This is a genomic window from Streptomyces sp. NPDC001868 (assembly GCF_040297125.1).
In the GTDB taxonomy this organism is placed as follows: domain Bacteria; phylum Actinomycetota; class Actinomycetes; order Streptomycetales; family Streptomycetaceae; genus Streptomyces.
Window position 1 is genome coordinate 22,520 of sequence record NZ_JBEOYO010000068.1, and the last position, 23,323, is coordinate 45,842.

The following is a 23,323-nucleotide window of genomic DNA, read 5'->3' on the forward strand; positions in this document are numbered from 1 at the left end:
ACGACAGATGGAGGAACGATGACCAAGGCCACGAGGGCGCGGACGCAGGTGCGGTCTCCCGGGCCGCACGCCGCCGACAGCCATGATCTGATCCGTGTGCACGGGGCGCGCGAGAACAATCTCAAGGACGTCAGCATCGAGATCCCGAAGCGCCGGCTGACGGTGTTCACGGGGGTCTCCGGCTCGGGCAAGAGCTCGCTGGTGTTCGACACGATCGCCGCGGAGTCGCAGCGGCTGATCAACGAGACGTACAGCGCCTTCCTCCAGGGCTTCATGCCCAACCTCGCGCGGCCCGAGGTCGACGTGCTCGACGGGCTGACCACCGCGATCACCGTCGATCAGCAGCGGATGGGGTCCGACCCGCGTTCCACGGTCGGCACGGCCACCGACGCCAACGCGATGCTGCGCATCCTCTTCAGCCGGCTCGGCACGCCGCACGTCGGCCCGCCCGGCGCGTTCTCGTTCAACGTCGCCTCGGTCTCGGCGAGCGGCGGGCTCACGGTCGACCGGGGGGCCGACAAGACCAAGACCGAGAAGGTCACCTTCAGCCGCACCGGCGGTATGTGCACGCACTGCGAGGGCCGGGGCACGGTCTCCGACATCGACCTCGCCCAGCTGTTCGACGACTCCAAGTCGCTCTCCGAGGACCCGTTCACCATCCCCACCTACACCGGGGACGGATGGGTCGTACGGGTCATCGCCGAGTCCGGCTTCTTCGACAAGGAGAAGCCGATTCGCAGGTACACCAAGAAGGAGCGGCACGACTTCCTGTACCGCGAGCCGACCAAGGTGAAGATCAACGGCGTCAATCTGACGTACGAGGGTCTGATCCCCAAGTTGCAGAAGACCTTCCTCGCCAAGGACCGCGAGTCGATGCAGCCGCACATCCGGGCCTTCGTGGACAGGGCGGTCACCTTCACCCGGTGTCCCGACTGCGACGGCACCCGGCTCAGCGAGCTGGCCCGCTCCTCACGGATCGGCAAGATCAACATCGCCGAGGCCTGTGCGATGGAGATCCGCGACCTGGCCGAGTGGGCCCGCGGCATCGACGAGCCGTCGGTGGCGCCGCTGCTCGCCAAGCTGCACTACACCCTGGACTCGTTCGTGGAGATCGGCCTCGGCTATCTCTCGCTGGACCGGGCCTCGGGCACGCTCTCCGGCGGTGAGGCACAGCGGACGAAGATGATCCGCCATCTCGGTTCCTCGCTCACCGATGTCACGTACGTCTTCGACGAGCCGACCATCGGGCTGCACCCGCACGACATCCAGCGGATGAACAACCTGCTGCTGCGGCTGCGCGACAAGGGCAACACGGTGCTCGTCGTGGAGCACAAGCCGGAGACGATCGCCATCGCCGACCATGTCGTGGACCTCGGTCCCGGCGCCGGTACGGCGGGCGGCACCGTCTGCTTCGAGGGCACCCTGGAGGGGCTGCGGGCGAGCGACACCGTCACCGGGCGCCATCTCGGCGACCGGGCCGCGCTGAAGGAGACGGTCCGCGAGCCCACCGGCATGCTGGAGATCCGGGGCGCGTCGGCGAACAACCTCCAGGACGTCGACGTGGACATCCCGCTCGGTGTGCTCACCGTCATCACCGGCGTCGCGGGCTCCGGCAAGAGTTCGCTGGTGCACGGGTCGATCCCCACCGATGAGGGCGTGGTGTCGATCGACCAGACCGCGATCCGCGGCTCCCGGCGCAGCAACCCGGCGACGTACACCGGCCTGGCCGATCCGATCCGCAAGGCCTTCGCCAAGGCCAACGGCGTGAAGCCGGCGCTCTTCAGCGCCAACTCCGAGGGCGCCTGCCCGACCTGCAACGGCGCCGGCGTCATCTACACCGACCTGGCGATCATGCAGAGCGTGGCCACGACGTGCGAGGAGTGCGAGGGGAAGCGGTTCGAGGCGTCGGTGCTGGAGTACCGCTTCGGCGGGCGCGACATCAGCGAGGTGCTCGCGATGTCGGTGGCGGAGGCCGAGGAGTTCTTCGGCGACGGCGAGGCACGCACCCCGGCCGCCCACAAGATCCTGGAGCGGATGGCGGACGTCGGGCTCGGCTATCTCACCCTCGGCCAGCCGCTCACCACGCTCTCCGGCGGCGAGCGGCAGCGGCTCAAGCTGGCCACCCACATGGGCGAGAAGGGCGGGGTCTACGTCCTCGACGAGCCGACCACCGGCCTCCACCTCGCGGACGTGGAGCAGTTGCTCGGGCTGCTCGACCGGCTCGTCGACGCGGGCAAGTCGGTGATCGTCATCGAGCACCACCAGGCGGTCATGGCGCACGCCGACTGGATCGTCGACCTCGGCCCCGGCGCCGGCCACGACGGCGGCCGGATCGTCTTCGAGGGCACCCCGGCGGACCTCGTCGCGGCCCGCTCGACCGTCACGGGTGAGCACTTGGCCGCGTACGTGGGCGCCTGAGGGTGTACGCGGGGGCGCCCGGCCACGTCCGGGAGGCCTGAGCGCGTACGGGGCGCCCGACCGTACGCGCGGGCGCCCGACCCGGGTGCGGGCGCCCCACCGTATCCGCGGGCGCCCCACCGAATCCACGGGCGCCCCACCGCATCCGCAGGCACCCGCCCATCGCCCACTTCGCCCGCGTTCACACCGAATCGTGGGATTCTGGCTCCCATGACACCGATCACCGAGGTGGAGGGCCGCAGGGTCGCCCTCTCCAATCTGGAGAAGGTCCTCCACCCGGCGACGGGCTTCACCAAGGGTGAGCTGCTGCACTACTACGCCACGACCTCGGACGCCCTGCTGCCGCATCTGCGCGACCGCCCGGTCTCGTTCCTGCGCTACCCGGACGGGCCGGGCGGCCAGGTGTTCTTCACCAAGAACGTGCCGCCGGGCACGCCCGACTGGGTCACCACCGCCGAGGTGCGGCGGATGGAGGGCCCGGCCCGGATGGTGCTGGTCCAGGATCTGGCGAGCCTGATGTGGGCGGCGAACCTGGTCGCCGAGTTCCACACACCGCAGTGGACCGTCGCATCCTCCGACGAGGCCGACCGGCTGGTCCTCGATCTGGACCCGGGGGCGCCCGCGACGGTCGTCGAGTGCTGCGAGGTCGCCCGCTGGCTGCGGGAGCGGCTCGCGGCGGACGGGATCGAGGCGTACGCGAAGACGTCCGGGTCGAAGGGGCTGCATCTGCTGGCGGCGGTGCGCGGGGCGTCCTCGGAGCGGGTGTCGGAGTACGCCAAGGAGCTGGCCGTGGAGGCGGAGGAGGCGCTGCCCCGCCAGGTCGTCCACCGGATGACCCGCAGTCTGCGCCCCGGCAAGGTCTTCGTCGACTGGAGCCAGAACGCCGCCCGCAAGACCACGGCCACGCCCTACACCCTGCGCGCCCGCCCCGAGCCGACCGTCTCCGCCCCGGTGACCTGGGCCGAGGTCGAGGAGTGCGCCTCCCCCGGCCGTCTGGTGTTCCGGGCCCAGGACATCGCGGCCCGCCTCCAGGAACACGGCGACCTGCTGGCGCCGCTCCTGGACCCGGAGGCCGCGCACCCGCTGCCGTGACGGGCTACACCCGGGTCCATGTCCGCCGGTCCCGGGCCGTCGCGTGCAGGGCCTCGACGTCCGCCGGTTTCAGCACCCCGCCCGCGCGGGCGAGTTCCGCGAGGTCCGTGTCGCGCAGGACGCGGACCTCGCGCGGGGGCGTGGTGAGGGCGAGGCCCGACGGTTCGACGACGGCGAGGACGGGGCGGACCTCGGCGGTGAGGGCGTAGGAGGCGCGGTCGGCGTCGGCGCGGAGCCCGAGCAGCAGTGCGCGGGGCTCGTGGCGGCCGACGGCGACCATGGGGTCGGTGACGACGACGCGCTGCCTGCGGGCGGGCAGGGACCGGACGCAGTACAGGCCCCCCGGGCCGATGACCAGATGGTGGATGCGGTGCCCGCCGGGCAGCGGCACGGAGTGCAGGGTGTGCCAGCCGGCGCCCTCCAGCAGGTCCAGCGCGTCGCCGACCCTCTCCTCGGCGGCCAGCGCACGGCGGCGCGGGTCGGGGCGGAGCCGGCGCTGCGGGCCGGGGGCGCGGTCGAGGGCGATCAGCAGGGCCTCGCCGGGGCGGTTGGGGGCCAGGTCGTCGTCCGGGTGGAGGCTCAGCCGGGCCAGTTCGGCGGGGGTCGGCACGGGCGGCGGGCCCACGGCGACCGGGCCGGTGACGAAGGGGCGGAGAACGGCCAGCACATCCTCCCTGTGCTGCTCGCTGAGCAGGTTCACCCGGCCCGCCTCACGGTCGTACCAGGCGATGTTCTTCCCGTCGGTCCGGCACACGTACAGGCGCTCCTGTCCGTGCCGCCAGGTCGGTATGACGCGCAGTCCGCTCATGCACCATCACCCCACGACCATGGGAACAGGCGGGGTGCTCCATCGGCAAGAACCCGGCTACCTTTGGGGGGACGATCCGTCGTCAGGGGGCTACGGCCCAGGGGAGGCCTCGTTGCGGACGCGCAGGAAGCAACCCGATGTCCCGGCTCCGGGCGAACCGTGGAGCGAGATCGTGCCCGGACTGTGGATGGGCGGGCACGAGTTCGCGGGGCGGACCGGTACCGGTGACGTCGAATTCGCGGTCGTACGCGATGAGTTCGACCTGGTGCTGACACTGCTGCGGCTGCCGGGGTACGGGCCGGACGAGGGGGTCGAGCACCATGTGTGGCCGATCCCGGACGGGCCGTTGGACGGTACGCAGCTGGCGGGGGTGATCCGGCTGGCACAGGCGGCCTGCGACGCGCTGGAGGACGGCAAACGGGTCCTCGTCCGCTGCTACAGCGGGTACAACCGGTCCGGTCTGGTCGTGGCCCACGCGCTGATCCGCGACGGGCACTCCGCGGAGGAGGCGATCCGGCTGATCCGCACCCGCCGTTCACCGTGGGCGCTGCACAACGAGCTGTTCGTGGAGTATCTGCACACGGGGCTGGCGACGGTCCGGTTCCTGGAGGAGCTGGAGGAGCTGACGGAGTAGCGCGGCGGACGGAGGACTTCCGCGCGAATAGGGTGTACGCGACCGTATCGACACCCCCAGGAGTCCCGTGTTCCCCAGCCGCCCCGCGCCCGCGCGTGTGGCCGTCGGCGCGTCGCTCGCCGTGGCGGCCGCCCTGCTGCTGGGCGCCTGCGGCGACTCCGGGGGCCTGGTGAGCGCGGGCGCGACGCCCACCGCGAGCGGTCCGACCCGGCTGTGGCCCGGGGAGCCGCCCGCCTCCTCCCCCGCGTACGACTACGGCGAGGCCGAGACGGAGGTCGTCGAGGGCGTCAGGGCCCCCGGCGAGGACATCCGCGAGGTGGACCCGGTGGCCGTCGTACGCGCCGAGATCGCCGCGCACCCCGACATGTACGCCGGGTCCGGGGCGCCCTTCGGCGGGACGGCCGCGCGTATGGCGGACTGCGGCGGGGAAGGGACGGCCCGCGCCCGGTGCCCCGTCCTCAAGGCCTACTACCGGGACCTCACCGGTGACGGGCGCGACGACATGGTGCTCGGCTTCCGACTGCTGCCCGGCAACCAGACGGCGGTGCGGATGTACACCTTCGAGGCGGACCGGCTGGTGCAGGTGCTGGCCAGCGACGACGCGGTGCTCGCGGTCGAGCTGGCCGGCGATACCGTGATCATCCGCTCCCCGGCGGCGATCGTCGGCTACGAGTACCGCACGCAGTGGACCTGGGACGAGGACCAGTCGGCGATGCTGCTCACCCGTGACGAGATCCTGCGGGTGGGCGGACCGGCGAAGCCGTCCCGGTCGGTCTCCGGAGCGTCCTCCGCCTCGCCGTCGCCCTCCGCCTCGCCCCCGGCGAGCCCGCGATGAGCGCCGGGAGGCCCCTGCGGAAACGGTTCGGCCTGCGTCGCTGGACCTCCTCGCTCACCTGGAAGGCGCTGGCCTTCATCACGGTCATGTGCTGTGGGCTGGCCGCGCTGCTCGGCGCCCTCGTGCATGTCTCCGTCACCAACCGGACCGTGAGCGACGCCCGTTCCCGGGCGCTCGTGCGGCTCGACGAGGCGGTGCGGGCGTACCAGGAGGGGAACCGGCTGCCGCCCGACTCCGGGATCGACGCGCGGGGGCTGCCGGGGTCGCTGCGCGAGCTGGCGGTGAGCGGGCGGCGCGGCACGATGGTCGGTGTCGTCGACGGGTCCCCCGCGATGTGGGCGGCGGCCCCCGCCGACGGCCGCGCCCTCGCCGTACGGATCGACTACGCGCAGAGCGCGGCCACGATCGAGAACCTCGACCGGGCCATCCTCGGCTCCTCGGTGCTGGCGATCGGGGTGACGCTGGCCGTGGGCGCGCTCGGCGTCGGCGGGGTGACCCGGCGGCTGCGTACGACCTCGCAGGTGGCCCGGCGGATCAGCGCCGGCGATCTGGACGCGCGGGTCGGCGACCCCCGGACGGCGGACCCGGCGCGGTACCGCGACGAGGTGGCCGCGGTCGCCGCCGCCCTCGACACCATGGCGTCCACGCTCCAGCGGAAGCTGCTCAGCGAGCAGCGATTCACCGCGGACGTCGCGCACGAGCTGCGGACCCCGCTGACCGGGCTGCACGCGGCGGCCGAGCTGCTGCCGGCGGGGCGGCCCACGGAGCTGGTGCGGGACCGGGTCGCCGCGTTGCGGACGCTGACCGAGGACCTGCTGGAGATCTCACGGCTGGACGCGGGGAGCGAGCGGCTGGAGGTGGACGTGATCCGGCTCGGGGTGCTGGCCGAGCGGGTGGCCGCGCACGCGAGCGGTGACACGGTGGTGCGTGTGGTCGAGGACGCGTGTGTGGAGACGGACCGGCGGCGGCTGGAGCGGGTGTTGGGGAACCTGGTGGCCAACGCGCACAAGCATGGGGCGCCTCCGGTGGTGGTGACGGTGGAGGGGGCTGTCGTGTCCGTGCGGGATCACGGGAACGGGTTCCCGCGCTATCTGGTCGCCGAGGGGCCGCAGAGGTTTCGTACGGAGGGGTCCGCCAAGGGGCATGGGCTGGGGTTGACCATCGCGGTGGGGCAGGCTGAGGTTCTGGGGGCGCGGTTGGGATTCGAAGACGCTCCGGGTGGGGGTGCGTTGGCCGTTCTGCGGCTGACGGCCGGTGGGGGCTGATCGCGCAGTTCCCCGCGCCCCTTTGGGGGCGCTGCTGCCCTGATGGCCCAGCGCAGAAGGCGCCGTATCCTCCCTCCTCCTAACGTGGCGAATAGTCAGGTTCGCCCACTTTTTTCTGGAGGAGCATCGATGTCCCTGCGGATTCTGCTCATGCGGTTCGGTATAGCGGCTGCCGGTGGCGCCCTGTTGGCGTTCGCGGCCACGACTCCCGCCGCCGGTGTCGAACAGGAGGACCCCCGAGAGAGCAAGCAGATCGTCCAGGGTGAGGTCACCGCCCGGGCCGGTCTGATCCTGCGCAGTGCGCCGACCCGCGGCAGCGAGGTCATCCGGGTCGCGCGCTACGGCGAGATCGTCGACATCTACTGCCGGACCGTGGGCCAGAGCGTCGACGGCGTCCGGCAGTGGTACCTGCTCGTCGACGGCACCTGGGCCTGGGGCTCGGCCCGCTACATCGAGGCCTTCAGGACGCCAGTCGTGTGCGACGCCTGAGCGACAAGCCACACAAGACACGCAAAGCGTTCCCTTTAGGTAGGTTCCGGTCATGACCACCAAGGCCGGACCGACCCTGGCGGCGGATCCCTCGGACCCGTCGCCGCCGCCCGCCGTACGCCTGCTCCGGCGCCGAGGCGTCGAGTTCACCCTCACCGTCGTGGCCGTCCTGCTCTCCGTGTACGGGTACTGCGCGGTCGGTCTGGCGAAGAACGGCACCGTCCCGCCCGGCGCCGCCGACTACGGCGCCGGGCTCGGCGTGCTCGCGCTGCTGGCCCATCTGGTGGTGCGGCTGCGGGCGCCGTACGCCGATCCGCTGCTGCTGCCGATCGCGGTGCTCCTCAACGGCCTCGGCCTGGTGCTGATCCACCGGCTCGACCTGGAGACCCCGGCCGACCACGCGGCGCCCGCGCAGCTGAACTGGTCGACGCTCGGGGTGGCGCTGTTCATCACGGTCGTGGCGCTGCTGCGCGACCACCGGGTGCTCCAGCGGTACGCGTATGTGTCGGTGGTGGCCGCGCTGGCGCTGCTCGCGCTGCCGATCCTGTTCCCGCCGGTCAACGGGGCCCGGATCTGGGTGCGGATCGCCGGGTTCTCCCTCCAGCCGGGCGAGTTCGCGAAGGTGCTGCTCGCGCTGTTCTTCGCGAGCTATCTCGCGGCGAACCGCAACGCGCTGGCGTACGCGGGGCGCCAGATCTGGCGGTTCAAGCGCCTCCAACTGCCCACCGGGCGCGTCCTCGGCCCGATCGTCACCATCTGGCTGCTGAGCGTCGGCGTCCTGGTCCTGGAACGGGACCTGGGGACCTCGCTGTTGTTCTTCGGGCTGTTCGTGATCATGCTGTACGTGGCCACGGGCCGCACCGGCTGGATCGCGGTGGGTCTGCTGCTCGCGTGTGTGGGCGCGGTGGCCGTCGGCTGGCTCGAACCACATGTCCACAGCCGTGTCGAGGACTGGCTGCACCCCTTCGCGTCCATCGAGGCGGGCCAGGGCCCCAACCAACTCGCCCAGTCCCTCTTCGCGTTCGCCTCCGGCGGGCTGCTCGGCACCGGTCTGGGCCTCGGCCACTCCATCCTGATCGGCTTCGCCGCCAAGTCGGACTTCATCCTGGCCACGGCCGGCGAGGAACTGGGGCTCGCCGGTCTCGCCGCGATCTTCCTGCTCTACGCCCTGCTGGTGGAGCGCGGCTTCCGCGCCGGGCTCGCGCTGCGCGACCCCTTCGGCCGGCTGCTGGCCACCGGCCTCGCCTCGATCGTCGCCCTCCAGGTCTTCGTCATCGCGGGCGGCGTCACCGGTCTCATCCCGCTCACCGGGATGGCGATGCCCTTCCTCGCCCAGGGCGGCTCCTCCGTCGTCACCAACTGGATCATCGTGGCCCTGCTGATGCGGCTCAGCGACTCCGCCCGCAGACAGGACGACCCCGGGCCCCTCCCCGGAGGGACTCTCCCCGCCGGTCCGCTCGACGGCCCGGAGGTCCGGGGCGCATGACCACGTACATCCGCCGGGCCGCCGCCCTGTGCGCCCTGCTGCTGCTCGCCCTCCTCGTCAACGCCACCCGCGTCCAGGTCCTCCAGTCCCGCGCCTACGACGACAATCCCGCCAACCGCCGCCCGGCGATCGCCCGTTGGGGCCAGCCGCGCGGGAACATCGTGGTCGAGGGGCGCCCGGTCACCGGCTCCAAGGACACCGGGGAGCAGCTCCGCTACGAACGCACGTACCGGGACGGCCCGTTGTACGCGCCGGTCACGGGCTTCGCCTCGCAGGTGTACGGGACGAGTTTCCTGGAGCACGCGCAGGACTCCCTCCTCGACGGCAGCGACCCGCTGCTGTCCTTCCTCCCCCTGTGGAACGACCTCACCCGCGACCGGAACGCGGGCGGCCAGGTCGTCACCACCCTCCAGGACGCGGCCCAGCGGGCGGCGTACCTGGGGCTCGGCGCCCGCCGGGGCGCGGTCGCGGCGCTCGAACCGGCCACCGGGCGCGTCCTGGCGCTGGTCTCCCGGCCGTCGTACGACCCCGGAGTGCTCTCCGGCAACGGCCGCGAGGCGACCGAGGCGTGGGCACGGCTGAACGGGGACGCGGCCAAGCCGATGCTCAACCGGGCGGTGCGGCAGACCTATCCGCCGGGGTCGACGTTCAAGGTGGTGACGGCCGCCGCGGCGCTGGACGCCGGGGTGGTCACGGACGTCGACGCGCCCACCCGCTCCCCCGCCCCGTACACCCTGCCGGGCACCACGACCTCCCTCTCCAACGAGGTCGAGGGCTGTGAGAACGCGTCCCTGCGCTATGCCTTCGAGTGGTCCTGCAACACGGTCTTCGCGAAGCTGGGCGTGGACGTCGGCCTCGGTGCCATGACGGACACGGCGCGCGCCTTCGGCTTCGACAACTCGGGTCTGCGCATCCCGTTCTCGGTCGCCCCCAGCAGCTTCGACACCGAGATGGACCGCGCCCAGCTCGCGCTGTCCTCCATCGGCCAGTACGACACCCGGGCCACACCGCTGCAGATGGCGCTGGTCACGGCGGCCGTCGCCAACGGCGGCTCGGTGCGGACGCCGTACCTCGTCGAGCGCACCACCACGGCGAGCGGCCGCACGGTCGCCGGCTCCGGCGCACGCCCCCTGCGCCGGGCCATGAACCCCGCCACCGCGAGGCAGTTGCGCGACCTCATGCGCGGCGTCGTCGAGGACGGCACCGGCGCCAACGCCGCCCTGCGCCACGCCACCGTCGGCGGCAAGACCGGCACCGCCCAGCACGGCATCGGTAACTCCGGCACCCCCTTCGCCTGGTTCATCGGCTGGGCCCAGTCCGACGACGCGCTCGAACCCCAGGTGGCCGTGGCGGTGGTGGTGGAGGACGCGGAGGCGGTACGGGGGGACATCAGCGGGGGCGGGGACGCGGCCCCGATCGCGAGGGAGGTGATGAGGGCGGTGCTCAGAGCCTCCGGCTGAGGCCCGCGCCCGTAAGGGGCGCGGGGCCGTATCGATGTGCGGCTCCGCCGCGTGGGCGCGAGAAGCCCCACCGGCGCGCGCCTGACGAACCATGCCCACCAGCCGAGATAAACGGTGTCACCTCCGGACCCGCCCGGCCTACCGTTCGGCCATGACTCCCACCACGCACGAACTCGCCCAGGTCAACATCGCCCGCCTCAAAGCCCCTTTGGACTCCCCACAGCTGAAGGACTTCGTCGACGCCCTCGACCCGGTGAACGCGGTCGCGGACCATTCCCCCGGCTTCGTCTGGCGCCTCCAGAGCGACTCCGGGAACGCGACGGACATCCCCGTCCTCGGAGACGAGTGGCTGATCATCAACATGTCGGTGTGGCGGGACACCGACGCCCTGACCGCGTTCATGTACCAGGGACAGCACAGGGAGCTGCTGGCCCGCCGGCGGGAGTGGTTCGAGCGGCTGGCCGAGGCGGCGACCGCGCTGTGGTGGGTCCCGGCCGGTCATCACCCCACCGTGGCCGAGGCGGAGGAACGGATCCTCCACCTCCGCGCCCATGGCCCGACGCCGTACGCGTTCACCCTGCGCACCTCGTTCCCGGCGGGGCCGGCCGAACCGGCCGGACCGGCGGAGCCGAGCGCGGAGCCCGTCGGGCCGGACGCCGCCGTCGTCAGCTGATCGGCTGCCGGATCTCGGAGCGGACCTGAAGGGTCCGCTCCGCGAAGGCCTCCATGTCGACCTCCGAGGCGTCCTGCCCGACGCTCTCCACGGTCAGCTCCGCGACCGACGCGCCGGTGTTGCCGTCCGCCCAGGCGCACATGGGGTACGTGATCTCGCTGCCGGCCTGTTCCTGGGTGACGACCTGGCAGCTGATGGTGAGGCCCGAGCCGTCGGGGGTGAAGTCCTCGGGCGGCACGGCCACCGTGATCGTGTCGACGTCGGCCGCGCCCTTGAGCATGTTGTCGCGGGCGGCGTCGGTGTTCTTGAACCGGCCGTACATGCCCGAGACGATCAGAGCGCCCTCGGCCCCGTCCGCCCGCGGTGCGTACTGCGCGACGGCGGCCTTGACGTCACGGGCGTCGAAGGCACCCTCGGCCTCGTCCTCCACCTGCTTGCCCGTGGTGTCGGAGAGGTCCTGGGCCAGCTTGTACTCACCGTCCAGCACGGTCTCGGGCAGGGCCAGCTTGTACTCGGCCTCCGGGAAACCGCCCGTGCTCTGCGTCCCGACGACCCACAGGCCCACCGCGCCGGCCACCATGAGACCGACGACCCCGCCGACGATCCCGAGGATCAGCCCGACCCGGCTCTTCGGCGGCGGCACGGGCTGCCAGCCGCCGGGGTGCGGCGGCTGGCCGTACGGCTGCGGCTGCGGCTGCGGCTGCTGGGGCGGGTACGGCTGCTGACCGTACGGCTGCGGCTGGGGCTGCGGCGGGTACGGCTGGCCGTACGGACCGGGCTGGGGCTGGGGCGGCGGCTGTTGGCCGTAAGGACCCGGCTGCTGAGGCGGTGGAGGCATGGACACGCCAGCACGCTACTCCACAAGTGGTGCGCGAGGGATTGACGGCCTTGCTGACAAGTAGTCTCATAAGCGGTGACCGCTGGTAACTCCCTTCCTGAACTCCCGTACGAGGAGCTGCGACAGCATGACTACGGTGACCTCGGTGAACTCGACGGCCCCGGTGTCGGAGGCGGAGGTGCTGCGCGACGCGCTCGGGCTCCTCAAGGACCGGGAGCAGGTGGCCGAGCGGCTGCTCGTGTCCTCCGCGAAGCACTCCTTCGACCCGGACAAGGAGCTGGACTGGGACGCTCCCTTCGAGGAGGGGAAGTGGTTCTGGCCGCCGGAGCTGGTGTCCCTGTACGGGACGCCGATGTGGCGGAAGATGTCGGAGGAACAGCGGATCGCGCTGTCCCAGCACGAGGCGGCGGCGCTGGCCTCCCTCGGCATCTGGTTCGAGATCATCCTCATGCAGCTGCTCGTACGGCACATTTACGACAAGGCCGCGACCAGTGCGCACGTCCGCTACGCGCTCACCGAGATCGAGGACGAGTGCCGGCACTCGAAGATGTTCGCCCGGCTGATCAGCAAGGGGGACACCCCGTACTACCCGGTGAGCCGGCTGCACCACAATCTGGGCCGCCTCTTCAAGACGATCTCGACGACCCCCGGGTCCTTCACCTCCACCCTCCTCGGCGAGGAGATCCTCGACTGGATGCAGCGGCTGACCTTTCCGGACGAGCGTGTCCAGCCGCTGATCCGGGGGGTCACCCGCATCCATGTCGTCGAGGAGGCCCGGCACGTCCGCTACGCCCGTGAGGAGCTGCGGCGGCAGATGGTGACGGCTCCGCGGCTGTCCCGCAGCTTCACCCGGGTCACCTCCGGCGAGTTCGCCCGCGTCTTCGCGGTCGCCTTCGTCAATCCCGACGTCTACACGCACGTCGGCCTCGACCAGCGGGTGGCCGTCGCCCAGGTGCGGGCGAGTGGGCACCGGCGGGAGGTCATGCAGACGGGCGCGAAGCGGTTGACCGACTTCCTGGACGACATCGGGGTGTTGCGGGGTGTGGGGCGGCGGATGTGGAGGTCTTCGGGGTTGCTGGCGTAGGGGTTTGGGGGCGCGTGAGGGGGTGGGGGTGCGGTGCGTTGGCGGGTGACGGTCCGGTGGGGCTTCTCGCGCAGTTCCCCGCGCCCCTGAAGATTCAGGCCCCTGCGGGCCTGAAAGACCACGGGCAGGCGGGTCTGAAAGGCGACGGGTGGGCGGGTTGAAAAGCACGGGGCGCAGCCCCTGCTTTTCAGGGGCGCGGGGAACTGCGCGACCAGCCCCCACCGGACCCGCGGCCGCCCACGCACCCGCACCCCCCACCCCGTAGGCACCCGGCCCAGCGGCGCAGCCCGTACGCTGCGAGGTATGACGTCCGAGGCCCCCACCCGCGCGTACCGTCGGCTGAGCGTGGAAGAGCGGCGCAGCCAGCTGCTGGACGCCGCGCTGGAGCTGTTCGCGCGGCACGCCCCGGAGGACGTCTCCCTCGACGACGTGGCGGAGGCGGCCGGCGTCTCCCGCCCCCTCGTCTACCGCTACTTCCCCGGCGGCAAGCAACAGCTCTACGAGGCGGCCCTGCGCACGGCCGCCGAGGAACTGGAGCACTGCTTCGACGAACCCGCCGAGGGCCCCCTCACCAGCCGTCTGGCCCGTGCCCTCGACCGCTATCTGGCCTTCGTGGACGAGCACGACACCGGTTTCAGCGCCCTCCTCCAGGGCGGCAGCGTCGTGGAGACCTCCCGGGCGACCGCCATCGTGGACGGGGTCCGCCGGGCCGCCGCCGACCACATCCTGCGGCATCTGGAGGTGGCGGAGCCGGGGCTCAGGCTCCGTATGACCGTGCGGATGTGGATCACCTCGGTCGAGGCCGCCTCCCTCATCTGGCTCGACGAGGGCAAGCGGCCGGACGTCGGCGAGCTCCGCGACTGGCTGGTGGAGCAGTTCGTCGCCTGTCTCACCGCCACCGCCGGCCGCGACCCCCAGACCGCCGCCGCCGTACGGCACGCCCTGGCCGTCGAGACCCCCGCCGGCGCCGTCGGCAGCCTGGCCCGCCGCATCCTCCCCGTGGTCGGCGACGCCGGTCACCTGCTGTGACACCGGTCCTGTGACACTGGTCCGGTGAAGAGCCAAGACACCCCCTTCGTGGGCGGCCCCCTCGACGGGCGCGTCCTGCCCGTGCTGCTCGGCATCACCGGGCACCCCCCGAAGACGTACCGGATCCCGGTGCCCGACGCGGCCGGCGGCCCCCCGACCGTCCTCGTCTACCGCCGGGTCGACGCGGGCCGGGGCGGCTTCCTGCACCAGCTGTGGAAGTACGAGTACGCCCCCGACGCGGACCCCGGCCGCCGCCTGAAGTGGCCCTGGTCCAAGCCGGACACCCCGGCCGGTTCCGATGCCCCCGGCTCCCCGGACGGGCAATCCGCCACGCCGCCCGCGAGGCCGCGCCCCACCGACGAGTGACCCCCGGGCGCCGAACGGTCCACCCGGCGCGCGCCCGCCCCACGCGCCCCCCATCCTGCCGATGCGAGGTGGACGGCCCACCCCCGCACCGGAGGTGATGACGTGTCAGTAAGGCTTCTGCGCCTGGTCGGTACGGCGACGGTGACGGCGGTCACCACCGGCGCCCTCCTCACCGCGGCCCCCGCGCCGGTCATGGCCGCGCCGGAACCCCCCGCCGCCCGCTCGGTCGCCGACCTCCTCACCGATCTCCGGCGGCTCTACCGCGAGGTCGAGAAGGCCACCGAGGCGTACACCGCGACCGACGCGGAGCTGACGCGGCAGCGGACCGTGGTGACGAGGCTCGACCGGCGGCTCGCGGCGGCCCGCCTCTCCCTGTACGCCAGCCGGGGCGCGGCCGGCCGACTGGCCCGGCAGCAGTACCAGAACAGCAGCACCGCGCTCTCCCCGTACGTACGGCTGCTGATGACCCGCGACCCGCAGCGCGCGCTGGAGCAGGGTCATGTGATCGACCAGGCCGCCCAGGAACGGGCCGACACGGTCGAACGCCTGGTCGGCAGCGAGCAGGACACCGACGCCCTGGCCCGCAAGGCCCGCGCGGCCCTCGACCGCCAGCTCACCCTCACCGAGCAGCGCAAGAGAGAACGATCCGACGTACGCGACCACCTCGACAAGGTGGAAAAGCTCCTGGCCTCCCTGACTCCGGAACAGTTGGCCGGCATCAGGCAGTTGGAGAAGACCACCAAGGCCGACATCGCGAGGCTCCCGGGAACCGCAGGCCTTTAGGGGCGCGGGGCTGTGACATATGCGGCTCCGCCGCGTGGGCGCGACCAGCCACGACGAACCCGCGCACGGCAGCCGGGAAGCACCCCCACGGCGCCCACCCGCAGGCCCCCCTACCCCCCGGCGACCTCCGAAAGATACGCTCGGGTCTTCTCCGCCTCGTAGAAATACCCCTCGAAATCCGCCGGATCGTCGAACCCATTGGCAAAACGATCCGCCACCACCGGCAACCCCTCGGCCGCCCCCACCAGCCCCAGCACATGCGCGGCCGGCGGAGCCAGCATCGTGTTGGTCCACTTGGTGACCGGCCCCGCGATCTGCCAGAACCGCTCGAACGTCCGCCGCATCCACACCTCGTCGAACTCCCCGTCCCCGTGGTCGAGGATCGCGGCGAGATAGACGGCCGCGCACTTGGTCGCCGAGTTCGCCCCCTGCCCGGTGAGCGGGTCGTTGGCCACGACCACGTCCCCGGCGCCCAGCACCAGGCCGCCACCGGGAAGCCGCGCGACGGGATGCCGGACGACCGGCGTGTAACGGCCGGTCAGCGCCGCGCCCGGGTCCGTCACCTCGGCCCCGGTGGCGCGCGCGTACTCCCACGGCGTGTACCGGCGCATGAGGTCCAGGGTCAGGGAGAGCTGCTCCTCCGCGTCCCGGACGCCGCCGAAGACGTCGAGCGGACCGCCGGGCAGGCCCAGCCAGAACAGGGCGTCGGCGCGGCCGGAGGTGGTGAGGACCGGCTGGACGATGAGTTCGCCGAGGCCGGGCACCAGGTTGCAGCGGGCCGCGTCGAACTCCGGGTGTTCGGGGCGGGGGCCCAGACCGTGGACGTACACGGCGGCGAGCGCGCGCTGCGGCTCGGTGTAGGGCGAGCGGGCGGCGTCGCGGCGGAACATCCGCACGAGTTCGCCCTTGCCGGCGGTGACGAGCACGAGGTCGTACACGCGGGAGAAGTAGTCGAGGTCGGAGACCGCGGCGCCGTGGACGACCAGCTGGCCGCCGCGCCGGGCGAACGTCTCCATCCAGCCGGCCATCTTGACCCGCTGGTCCACGGCCTGCGCGTACCCCCGCAGCCGGCCGACCCAGTCGACGGCGCGCTCCCCGTCCGGACCGGCGACGGAGACGCCGACGCCCTCGATCCTCGGGGCCTGGGACTCCCAGAAGTTCAGGTCGAGGTCGCGCTCGTGGCGCAGCGCCGAGTCGAACATGCACTGGGTGGACATGATCCGGCCGGCGCGTATCTCGTCCGGGGTCCGATTGGACATCAGTGTGACCTCGTACCCGTGCGACTGCAGTCCGAGGGCCAGTTGCAGCCCGGACTGGCCGGCTCCGACGACGAGAATCTTCCGCATCCGGACAGGTCTCCTGGTTCGTCCGTGGGGTCCCGTGTCCTCCCGCGTCCACCCGTGGCGTCCCGCTGGGACGGACTGGAGGGAACTGGAGGGAACTGGCGGGACTACTCGGGGCTGAGGGATATCGCGTGGCCGCAGAGTGCCAGCAGAGTCTCCATCGCGGAGGCCCGCTTGCGCGCGTCCATGATCATGACAGGCACATGGTCGGGCACGGTCAGCGCCTCCCGTACGTCCTCGGGCTCGTACCGCACACTGCCGTCGAACGCGTTGACCGCGACGATGTACGGCAGTCCGCAGCTCTCGAAGTAGTCGAGCGCGGGGAAGCAGTCGCCGAGGCGCCGGGTGTCGGCGAGGACGACCGCGCCGATCGCGCCGCGCACCATGTCGTCCCACATGAACCAGAACCGCTCCTGGCCGGGCGTGCCGAACAGGTAGAGGACGAGGTCGTCGTCGAGGGTGATGCGGCCGTAGTCCATGGCCACCGTGGTGGTCAGCTTGTCCGGGGTCGCGGAGAGGTCGTCCGTGCCGGCGCTGGCCTCGGTCATCAGCGCCTCGGTCCTGAGCGGGGTGATCTCGGAGACCGCGCCGACGAAGGTGGTCTTGCCGACACCGAAGCCGCCCGCCACCACGATCTTGGTGGCGATGGGGGCCCGGCTGAGGTCGGACTGCCAGGGTTTCAGCTCCTCCTCGGGCTCCGCCGCGGGCCCGGGGGCCTCGGTGTCGGCGAGCCGGTCGAGACCGCGGGAGGCGGCGCGGGCGTAGCCCCCGGGCGGGGGCGTGTCCACGTCGGCGCCGTGCGCACCGGTGCGCACGGGGCCCCCCTCGGGACGAGGTGCGTTTGCGGCGACCACGACGCGGGGGGGGGGGGGGGGATTGTATGTGACGCCTGCCGAGGCGTCGGGGTTGACGCCGGCCGAGGCGGCGTCAGAGACGGCGGAGTCCACTCAGCACCCTTTCCAGCAGAGCGCGGTCCGGCTGTCCCGGTCCGTGACCTGTTCCGTACACACGGATCTTTCCCTGGTCCGCGAGATCACTGAGGAGGACGCGGACCACGCCGAGCGGCATTCTCAGCAGCGCGGCGATCTCCGCCACCGTCCGCATACGGCGGCAGAGTTCGACGATGGCCCGCATCTCGGGCATCACCTTGGTGTTGAGTGAACCATTCGGCAACTCGCGCCGCTCCGCCGGGGCTTCGAGTACGGCGACGAAGGTCTCGACGAGCAGGACATGGCCGAAGCGGGTACGGCCGCCGGTGAGCGAGTAGGGGCGTACACGGGCGGGTTTGCGGTCGCCGCCGCGCACCGGGAGCTTCGCGCCCTTCGACCTGGTGCCCTTGGGCGTGACCGGCCGCTTCGCACCGGGTTCGGGGGCGCGCGGCCCGCTCTTCCTCTGGCCGCTCATCGGGTGCTCCCGGCCGCCTCGGTCTCCAGGGACTTGCGGAGTTCGCTGCGGAGTTCCGGGGTGAGGACATGGCCGGCGCGGCCGACGAAGAGCGCCATGTGGTACGCCACCACGCTCATGTCGCAGTCGGGGGAGCCGTGCACGCCGAGCAGTGAGCCGTCGCTGATCGACATCACGAAGAGGCTGCCGTGGTCCATGGCGACCATCGTCTGCTTGACTCCGCCGAACTCCATCAGCTTGGCGGCGCCGATGGTGAGGCTGCCGATGCCGGAGACGATGGTGGCCAGGTCGGCGGCGGAGCCCCGGGGGCTCTGCGGCCTCTCTTCCCGGGTCTGGCGGGCCTCGGCGTTTCTGCCGGGGTCGGAGGAGAGCAGCAGCAGGCCGTCGGAGGAGACCACCGCGACCGACAGCAGCCCCGGCACCTCCTCGACGAGGTTGGTCAGGAGCCAGTGCAGGTTGCGGGCTTCACTGCTCAGTCCGAAGGTCATGGGCGCGGTCAACTGCTTTCCTCCTCGGAAGTGCCCCCCGTGGTGTCAACTGCCTCTGTCCGGTACTCGTGTGCCACGGGCATCCGCGTCTCACCCGACTGCTCGGCGATCTCCGCCTCGACGTCGCGGCGCCCCTGACTGGCCCCCTGGTGGAACCCGCCGAGCCTGCGGCGCAGTTCCTCGGCGTTCACCCCCCCGACCCGTGGCCGGGGTGTCGTGGGCGTGGGTGTGGGCGCGGTGATCCTGGGCGTGCGCTTGGGCAGGCCCTTGTCGGTGAGGCGCGGGGTCTCCTCGGCCCGTGGCCCCTCGCCGGCCCGTGACACCTCCGCCGTGCGCGCCGCGTTCCCTTCGTCGGCGGCACGCTCATGGGTGTCGGGTTCGCCCGGGTACGCGTCCGCGTCCTCGTCGGCGATGTCCTCACCGGCGATGTCCTCGTCGGCGGCCTTCCCGGGGTCCACCGGAGCGAAGAGCTCCATCGTCGTCTCGGACACGGACTCGGACATGGACGCGGCCCGGACCGGGGGTTCGTCGTCTTCCGGTACGACGGTCCCGGTGGCCTTCGCCGCGTCGGCGGTGTCGGCGGCCGTCCCCACGGCCTCCCGCGCCAGCAGTGCCCGCTCGGCCGCCTCGATGAGCGGGTCGCCGTCGCCCTCGGGCTCGCGTACGGCGACGGAACGGCCGGGCAGGACGTTCGAGTTGGCCTCGGCGTCGACGCCCGGCAGGGAGAGCGAGGGCGTGAGCGAGACCGGGGTTCCCACGGGCACGGCGGGCGTGGGGGCCACCAGTGCCTTGGGCAGGACGACGACCGCCGCGGTGCCGCCCGAGCCGTGCCGCTGGAGCCGCACGGGGGTGCCGAGCCGGTGGGCGAGGCGGGCGACGACGTACAGGCCGAGGCCGAGTCCCTCGCCGTCCTCCTGCTCGTAGGGGGCCTCGGGGTCGAAGTCGGTGAGGCGGGAGTTGAGCCGGGCGAGCCGGTCGGGGGTGACGCCGATGCCGCCGTCCTGGACGGAGAGGGTGATCTCGCCGTTCTCCATCAGCCAGCCGGTGACCTCGACGGACATCTCCGGCGGCGAGAACGACGTGCCGTTCTCCATCAGTTCGGCCAGGAGGTGGCTGAGGTCGTCGGCGGCGAACCCGGCGACATGGGCGCCCGGCGGCAGCGCGGCGATACGGACGCGTTCGTAGCGCTCGATCTCGCTGACCGCGGCACGGACGACGTCGACGAGCGGGACGGGTCCGGCGTGGTGCTGGACGTGCTCGTGGCCGGCCAGGACGAGGAGGTTCTCGCTGTGGCGGCGCATGACGGTCGCGAAGTGGTCGAGCTTGAAGAGGGTGGCGAGCCGGTCGGGGTCCTGCTCGCGCTCCTCCAGGGACTCGATGACGGCGAGCTGCCGCTCCACGAGGCCGAGGGTGCGCAGCGCGAGGTTGACGAAGGTGGCGTGGACGCTGTGCTGGACCTTCGTCAGATGCGCGGTGGCCTCGGCGAGTTCGGCGCGCAGCCGGTCGCGGTCGTCGGCCATGGTCCGGCGCTGGCCGATGAGGTGCTTGCGGTCGCCCTCCAGGGGCGCGAGCCGCTCGTGCAGGGCGAGGGCGTGCGCGTGGAGCGCGTTGACGGAGCGTACGACCTGGGCGAACTCGTCGTCGCGGCCGGTGAACTTGACCGGTTCCTCGCCGGCCGGGTCGCCGGCGACGCGGGCGGAGCCGATGCGCAGGACGGCGAGCGGGCGGGTGAGGGAGCGGGCCATGCCGGTGGCGACGCCGACGGCGAGGAGCATCAGGGCGCCGAGGACGGCGATCCGGATCTCCAGTGCGGTGACGTCCTCGTCGCGCAGCTGGGCGAGGTCCTTGGTGCGCCGGTCGTAGAGGGAGGACTCGGCGCCGCGCATCAGGTCCACGCGGGCGGAGAGCGCCGCGCCGGCCTTCTTCGCGCTGGTGCCGGCCTCGCTCGCGGAGAGCGTGGGCTGGTCGGTGAGGTCCGTCAGGTACTTCTCGGCGCTGTCGGCCTCGGGGCCGGTGACCGTGGCGTCGTAGGAGGAACGGCCGGCGGCGGGCGCGGTCTCGCGGAAGTGGGCGAGGGCGGCGTCGGAGCGGACGCGAGCCTGCTGGGCGACGGTGGTGAGGGCGTCGCGCTGCTTGGTGTCGGCGTCGGAGGCGCCGGTCGTGGTGGTGGGCAGCCCGGTGGTGGGGTCGACGACCGTCCGGGTGGTCGTCGGGAAGCTGAGCGCGGCGACGAGGAGCCCACGGGCTGCGGCGGCCTGCTGGACGGCGGTGTCGAGTTCGGCGAGCGCGTAGGCGCCGCCGCCCGCGCGGGGCGGCAGCTTCTCGGCCAGTTCCTCGGCGAGGGCGTGGAGTTCGGTGACGACGGCGGTGTACGCCGTGTGCGCTTCGAGAGCGGTGCTCTTTCCGGAGAGCGCCGCTTCCCGTACGCCCGCGATGGACTCGATGTCCTCACGCAGCGTGGCCGAGGTGTCGGTGTCCGCGCTCAGCTCCTGGACCTGGGTGTCGACGCGGTCACTGCGCTGCTTGCTGGGCGCGGCCGACTTGGGCCGCCCGGCGGCGATGTACGCGGTGACCTCGTCCCGCTCGTCCGCCAGCGCGTGCGCGAGGGTGAGCGTCTCCTGGGTCTGCCCGGCCAGCGTGACCAGGCTCTGGGTGTCCCGCAGTTGCTCCGAGGCGGCGAGGATCGAGGGCGCTCCGGCGCCCGCTATGGCGGCGGCCACGACGGCCACGGCGACGATGAGCCGGTTGCGTACGCGCGCCTTCCGCCCGGTGCCGACGGCCGGGGCCCCGGCCTGTGCCGTCCCCTGCTGGTTCGGGGAGGCCGCGGAGGCCTTCGAAGCTGCCTGCTTGCCTGCGCGCCGAGGCCGCGTCTTCTGCACCGGTGCTCGCATTCCTGACTCGTGTACCCATGGGCCGGGGTGACGATCCGTCGACTCATCGCATGTCGTATGTCGTTACAGCCGTCCCCCCGGTACGGCTCCCGACCCTCCCAGTGCCGGTGGGCAGTGGTCCCGCATCATCAGTCCCGCCACCCGAAGGAGTGAACATCGCCGGGGAGTTGGCGGGCAAGTTCCTCCGGCTCACGTCGATGCCCCGTACAGCGGGCCGGTTGGACGTCGGCGACGCGCTTTGACAGTATTCGCCGCCGCGCTTCACCGCCCACGATCATTCCATGCCAAACCCGGCGCCCCGCCTGGAGGGTCCGGGCCGTACGGCGACCGTTGTCGGCCTTTCACGGATCTCGTGGAGAGCTCGTGCAGACTGGCCGAATGCGCACTGAACTCGTCTCGGAGCCCGGCGACCCGCTTCGCCCCAACGAGGACTTCGCGTCGGTGGCCCTGCCCGCGGAGGGACAGGGCGGAGCCCTCGTCCTCCTCGACGGCGTGACCCCGCCGCCCGACGGCTACGGCTGTCGACATTCGGTCGCATGGTTCACTTCCCGCCTCGGCGGCACCCTGACCGAACTGTCCGTTTCGGAGCGGGATTCGCCGTTGCCCGACGTGCTCTCACAGGCCATTTCCCGTACCGCCCGGGCCCACGTCCAAACCTGTGACCTTTCTCACCCACGGACACCACAGGCCACAGTGGTCCTCGCCCGCTGGTCATCGACGGCCGTGGAGTACCTGGTGTTGTCGGACTCGGCCCTGCTGCTCGAACGGCCGGACGGGGCGGTGACGGCCGTACTGGACGACCGGCTGTCCCTGTTGCCCCGGTCCGCGTTGGCCACGGCGGCGATCGTCGACTCGACCGTCCGGAACAGGGAGGGCGGATTCTGGACGGCGGCCGCCGATCCCGCAGTGGCGGCGCGCGCGGTGACGGGAACCGTCCCCCGCGAGGAGGTCCGTTCCCTGCTCGCGTTGACGGACGGGGCGAGCCGGTGGGTGGAGACGTTCCACGAGGGCGACTGGGCGGACTGCCTCACCTTCGTCCGGAAGGCGGGGGCGCGGGGCCTGGTGCAGCGGGTGCGGGAGCTCGAAGTCACCGATGTGGAGCGCGTGTTCCTGGGCCGCGCCAAGACGCACGACGACGCGAGCGTGGTGTTCGTGGAGGGGTGAGCGCCGCCGCCCCTCCCCCGGTCAGCTCTCGACCCCTCGGTTCAGCTGGTGCAGCAGCCGCGCCAGCTGGGCGACCTCGTCCCGGTCCCAGCCCGCCAACTGCCGTACGTACGCGCCCCGGCGAGCGTCCCGGACGGCCCGGAACCGGTCCCGGCCCTCCTCCGTGAGGTGGACGAGCCAGGCGCGGCCGTCGGCGGGGTCGGGTTCGCGGGCGATGAGGCCGAGGTGTTCCAGGGCGCGGAGTTGACGGGACATGGTGGCCTTGCCGACGCCGATGTAGGCGGCGAGTTCGGTGGCACGCAGCCGGCCGGTCTCGTCGAGGCGGGCGAGGAGGCCGTAGGCGGCGGACTCCAGGTCGGGGTGGACGGCCCGGGCCATCTCCCCGGACTTGGCGCGGGCCCTTCGCAGCAGGACCGTCAGCTCCCGTTCCAGTGCCAGGTACGCGTGGTCCATACCGCCCGCCGGCAAGTCGGTCCCGACACCGCGGCCGTCGCCGTTTCCGCCCTCGTCGTGCACGTCAGCGCTCCTGATTCCGATCCCGCGTACCTGAAAGCCCCCGCCTGCGCCGCCGTCCCGGGCGGCGCCGCTCAGTATTTCGCAGCCCCGGGCCGACACGGACCGCGGTCGCCTGCCCTGGGGTGGCCGCCGGGTCAGCCGCGGGCCCGGTGGGGCTTCTCGCGCAGTTCCCCGCGCCCCTGAAAAGCAGGGGCTGCGCCCCGTGCTTTTCAGGGGCGCGGGCCCCCCCGCGGTGAGGGCGGGCCGGCCCGGGGGTT

22 protein-coding genes are annotated in these 23,323 nt (G+C 72.3%); 14 read left to right on the top strand and 8 right to left on the bottom strand.

The window, feature by feature from the left end:
• The first annotated feature begins 18 nt into the window (after positions 1-18).
• Both ABT147_RS41810 and ligD read left to right on the top strand, forming a co-directional pair.
• Positions 19-2,418: an ATP-binding cassette domain-containing protein gene (locus ABT147_RS41810; protein WP_351416552.1), complete on the top strand. Its 2,400-nt coding sequence runs from the start codon at positions 19-21 to the stop codon at positions 2,416-2,418.
• 210 nt (positions 2,419-2,628) lie between these two features.
• A complete protein-coding gene (gene ligD, locus ABT147_RS41815) occupies positions 2,629-3,510 on the top strand; it encodes a non-homologous end-joining DNA ligase (RefSeq protein ID WP_351416554.1) in 882 nt (293 codons plus the stop codon).
• A 4-nt stretch (positions 3,511-3,514) separates the two neighbouring features.
• On the opposite strand, the gene ABT147_RS41820 is transcribed toward ligD, so the two are convergent.
• Positions 3,515-4,318 (bottom strand): nuclease-related domain-containing protein, encoded by an 804-nt coding sequence (locus ABT147_RS41820; protein ID WP_351416556.1) that lies wholly within the window; start codon positions 4,316-4,318, stop codon positions 3,515-3,517.
• Between the two features lie 112 nt (positions 4,319-4,430).
• Between ABT147_RS41820 and ABT147_RS41825 the strand changes: the two genes are divergently transcribed.
• From ABT147_RS41825 to ABT147_RS41855, 7 genes are all read left to right on the top strand, one after another.
• The gene (locus ABT147_RS41825) at positions 4,431-4,952 is read left to right on the top strand and encodes a protein-tyrosine phosphatase family protein (protein ID WP_351416558.1); all 522 of its coding nucleotides are present in this window, start codon (positions 4,431-4,433) and stop codon (positions 4,950-4,952) included.
• A 67-nt stretch (positions 4,953-5,019) separates the two neighbouring features.
• Entirely contained in the window at positions 5,020-5,787 is a 768-nt protein-coding gene (locus tag ABT147_RS41830) for a hypothetical protein (protein WP_351416560.1), read from the top strand.
• A complete protein-coding gene (locus ABT147_RS41835) occupies positions 5,784-7,052 on the top strand; it encodes an ATP-binding protein (RefSeq protein WP_351416562.1) in 1,269 nt (422 codons plus the stop codon). Before ABT147_RS41830 ends, ABT147_RS41835 begins: the two co-directional genes overlap by 4 nt.
• A 129-nt stretch (positions 7,053-7,181) precedes the next feature.
• Positions 7,182-7,541, top strand: coding sequence for an SH3 domain-containing protein (locus tag ABT147_RS41840; protein WP_351416564.1), 360 nt, complete (start codon positions 7,182-7,184; stop codon positions 7,539-7,541).
• 52 nt (positions 7,542-7,593) lie between these two features.
• The gene (locus ABT147_RS41845) at positions 7,594-9,027 is read left to right on the top strand and encodes an FtsW/RodA/SpoVE family cell cycle protein (protein WP_351416566.1); all 1,434 of its coding nucleotides are present in this window, start codon (positions 7,594-7,596) and stop codon (positions 9,025-9,027) included.
• Positions 9,024-10,487, top strand: a complete 1,464-nt coding sequence (locus ABT147_RS41850) for a penicillin-binding transpeptidase domain-containing protein (RefSeq protein WP_351416568.1) — start codon at positions 9,024-9,026, stop codon at positions 10,485-10,487. Before ABT147_RS41845 ends, ABT147_RS41850 begins: the two co-directional genes overlap by 4 nt.
• A 151-nt stretch (positions 10,488-10,638) precedes the next feature.
• Entirely contained in the window at positions 10,639-11,160 is a 522-nt protein-coding gene (locus ABT147_RS41855; protein ID WP_351416570.1) for a DUF3291 domain-containing protein, read from the top strand.
• On the opposite strand, the gene ABT147_RS41860 is transcribed toward ABT147_RS41855, so the two are convergent.
• Positions 11,153-11,998: a hypothetical protein gene (locus ABT147_RS41860; protein WP_502983256.1), complete on the bottom strand. Its 846-nt coding sequence runs from the start codon at positions 11,996-11,998 to the stop codon at positions 11,153-11,155. The genes ABT147_RS41855 and ABT147_RS41860 overlap by 8 nt on opposite strands.
• A 127-nt stretch (positions 11,999-12,125) precedes the next feature.
• Between ABT147_RS41860 and ABT147_RS41865 the strand changes: the two genes are divergently transcribed.
• From ABT147_RS41865 to ABT147_RS41880, 4 genes are all read left to right on the top strand, one after another.
• Positions 12,126-13,082, top strand: coding sequence for an AurF N-oxygenase family protein (locus ABT147_RS41865; RefSeq protein ID WP_351416574.1), 957 nt, complete (start codon positions 12,126-12,128; stop codon positions 13,080-13,082).
• 303 nt (positions 13,083-13,385) lie between these two features.
• On the top strand, positions 13,386-14,111 hold the full coding sequence (locus ABT147_RS41870; RefSeq protein ID WP_351416576.1) for a TetR/AcrR family transcriptional regulator: 726 nt from the start codon (positions 13,386-13,388) through the stop codon (positions 14,109-14,111).
• A gap of 24 nt (positions 14,112-14,135) precedes the next feature.
• Complete coding sequence (locus tag ABT147_RS41875; RefSeq protein ID WP_351416578.1) at positions 14,136-14,477, top strand: DUF8847 domain-containing protein; 342 nt, start codon at positions 14,136-14,138, stop codon at positions 14,475-14,477.
• A gap of 102 nt (positions 14,478-14,579) precedes the next feature.
• Complete coding sequence (locus ABT147_RS41880; protein WP_351416580.1) at positions 14,580-15,260, top strand: coiled-coil domain-containing protein; 681 nt, start codon at positions 14,580-14,582, stop codon at positions 15,258-15,260.
• Between the two features lie 110 nt (positions 15,261-15,370).
• On the opposite strand, the gene ABT147_RS41885 is transcribed toward ABT147_RS41880, so the two are convergent.
• The 5 genes from ABT147_RS41885 to ABT147_RS41905 all read right to left on the bottom strand — a co-directional run bounded on the left by ABT147_RS41885 (position 15,371) and on the right by ABT147_RS41905 (position 21,386).
• Positions 15,371-16,606 (bottom strand): styrene monooxygenase/indole monooxygenase family protein, encoded by a 1,236-nt coding sequence (locus ABT147_RS41885; RefSeq protein ID WP_351416582.1) that lies wholly within the window; start codon positions 16,604-16,606, stop codon positions 15,371-15,373.
• A gap of 104 nt (positions 16,607-16,710) precedes the next feature.
• Complete coding sequence (locus ABT147_RS41890) at positions 16,711-17,286, bottom strand: GTP-binding protein (protein WP_351416594.1); 576 nt, start codon at positions 17,284-17,286, stop codon at positions 16,711-16,713.
• 244 nt (positions 17,287-17,530) lie between these two features.
• The gene (locus ABT147_RS41895) at positions 17,531-18,007 is read right to left on the bottom strand and encodes a DUF742 domain-containing protein (protein WP_351416584.1); all 477 of its coding nucleotides are present in this window, start codon (positions 18,005-18,007) and stop codon (positions 17,531-17,533) included.
• Entirely contained in the window at positions 18,004-18,507 is a 504-nt protein-coding gene (locus ABT147_RS41900; protein WP_351416586.1) for a roadblock/LC7 domain-containing protein, read from the bottom strand. The genes ABT147_RS41895 and ABT147_RS41900 overlap by 4 nt, the downstream gene beginning before the upstream one ends.
• Positions 18,504-21,386 carry a sensor histidine kinase gene (locus ABT147_RS41905; protein ID WP_502983255.1) on the bottom strand — a complete coding sequence of 961 codons (2,883 nt, stop codon included), beginning with the start codon at positions 21,384-21,386 and terminating at the stop codon, positions 18,504-18,506. Before ABT147_RS41905 ends, ABT147_RS41900 begins: the two co-directional genes overlap by 4 nt.
• Positions 21,387-21,764: 378 nt before the next feature.
• Here ABT147_RS41905 and ABT147_RS41910 point away from each other — a divergent pair, with 378 nt between their 5' ends.
• Entirely contained in the window at positions 21,765-22,550 is a 786-nt protein-coding gene (locus tag ABT147_RS41910) for a protein phosphatase 2C domain-containing protein (RefSeq protein ID WP_351416590.1), read from the top strand.
• A 21-nt stretch (positions 22,551-22,571) separates the two neighbouring features.
• On the opposite strand, the gene ABT147_RS41915 is transcribed toward ABT147_RS41910, so the two are convergent.
• Complete coding sequence (locus tag ABT147_RS41915; protein ID WP_351416592.1) at positions 22,572-23,066, bottom strand: MarR family winged helix-turn-helix transcriptional regulator; 495 nt, start codon at positions 23,064-23,066, stop codon at positions 22,572-22,574.
• Between the last annotated feature and the right edge of the window lie 257 nt (positions 23,067-23,323).

Excerpts from the sequence above, each read along its gene's own strand:
- ABT147_RS41810 (WP_351416552.1), top strand. The coding sequence starts at position 19 with ATGACCAAGGCCACGAGGGCGCGGACGCAGGTGCGGTCTCCCGGGCCG.
- ligD (WP_351416554.1), top strand. The coding sequence starts at position 2,629 with ATGACACCGATCACCGAGGTGGAGGGCCGCAGGGTCGCCCTCTCCAAT.
- ABT147_RS41820 (WP_351416556.1), bottom strand. The coding sequence starts at position 4,318 with ATGAGCGGACTGCGCGTCATACCGACCTGGCGGCACGGACAGGAGCGC.
- ABT147_RS41835 (WP_351416562.1), top strand. The coding sequence starts at position 5,784 with ATGAGCGCCGGGAGGCCCCTGCGGAAACGGTTCGGCCTGCGTCGCTGG.
- ABT147_RS41840 (WP_351416564.1), top strand. The coding sequence starts at position 7,182 with ATGTCCCTGCGGATTCTGCTCATGCGGTTCGGTATAGCGGCTGCCGGT.
- ABT147_RS41845 (WP_351416566.1), top strand. The coding sequence starts at position 7,594 with ATGACCACCAAGGCCGGACCGACCCTGGCGGCGGATCCCTCGGACCCG.
- ABT147_RS41850 (WP_351416568.1), top strand. The coding sequence starts at position 9,024 with ATGACCACGTACATCCGCCGGGCCGCCGCCCTGTGCGCCCTGCTGCTG.
- ABT147_RS41855 (WP_351416570.1), top strand. The coding sequence starts at position 10,639 with ATGACTCCCACCACGCACGAACTCGCCCAGGTCAACATCGCCCGCCTC.
- ABT147_RS41860 (WP_502983256.1), bottom strand. The coding sequence starts at position 11,998 with ATGCCTCCACCGCCTCAGCAGCCGGGTCCTTACGGCCAACAGCCGCCG.
- ABT147_RS41865 (WP_351416574.1), top strand. The coding sequence starts at position 12,126 with ATGACTACGGTGACCTCGGTGAACTCGACGGCCCCGGTGTCGGAGGCG.
- ABT147_RS41870 (WP_351416576.1), top strand. The coding sequence starts at position 13,386 with ATGACGTCCGAGGCCCCCACCCGCGCGTACCGTCGGCTGAGCGTGGAA.
- ABT147_RS41885 (WP_351416582.1), bottom strand. The coding sequence starts at position 16,606 with ATGCGGAAGATTCTCGTCGTCGGAGCCGGCCAGTCCGGGCTGCAACTG.
- ABT147_RS41895 (WP_351416584.1), bottom strand. The coding sequence starts at position 18,007 with ATGAGCGGCCAGAGGAAGAGCGGGCCGCGCGCCCCCGAACCCGGTGCG.
- ABT147_RS41905 (WP_502983255.1), bottom strand. The coding sequence starts at position 21,386 with ATGCGAGCACCGGTGCAGAAGACGCGGCCTCGGCGCGCAGGCAAGCAG.
- ABT147_RS41910 (WP_351416590.1), top strand. The coding sequence starts at position 21,765 with ATGCGCACTGAACTCGTCTCGGAGCCCGGCGACCCGCTTCGCCCCAAC.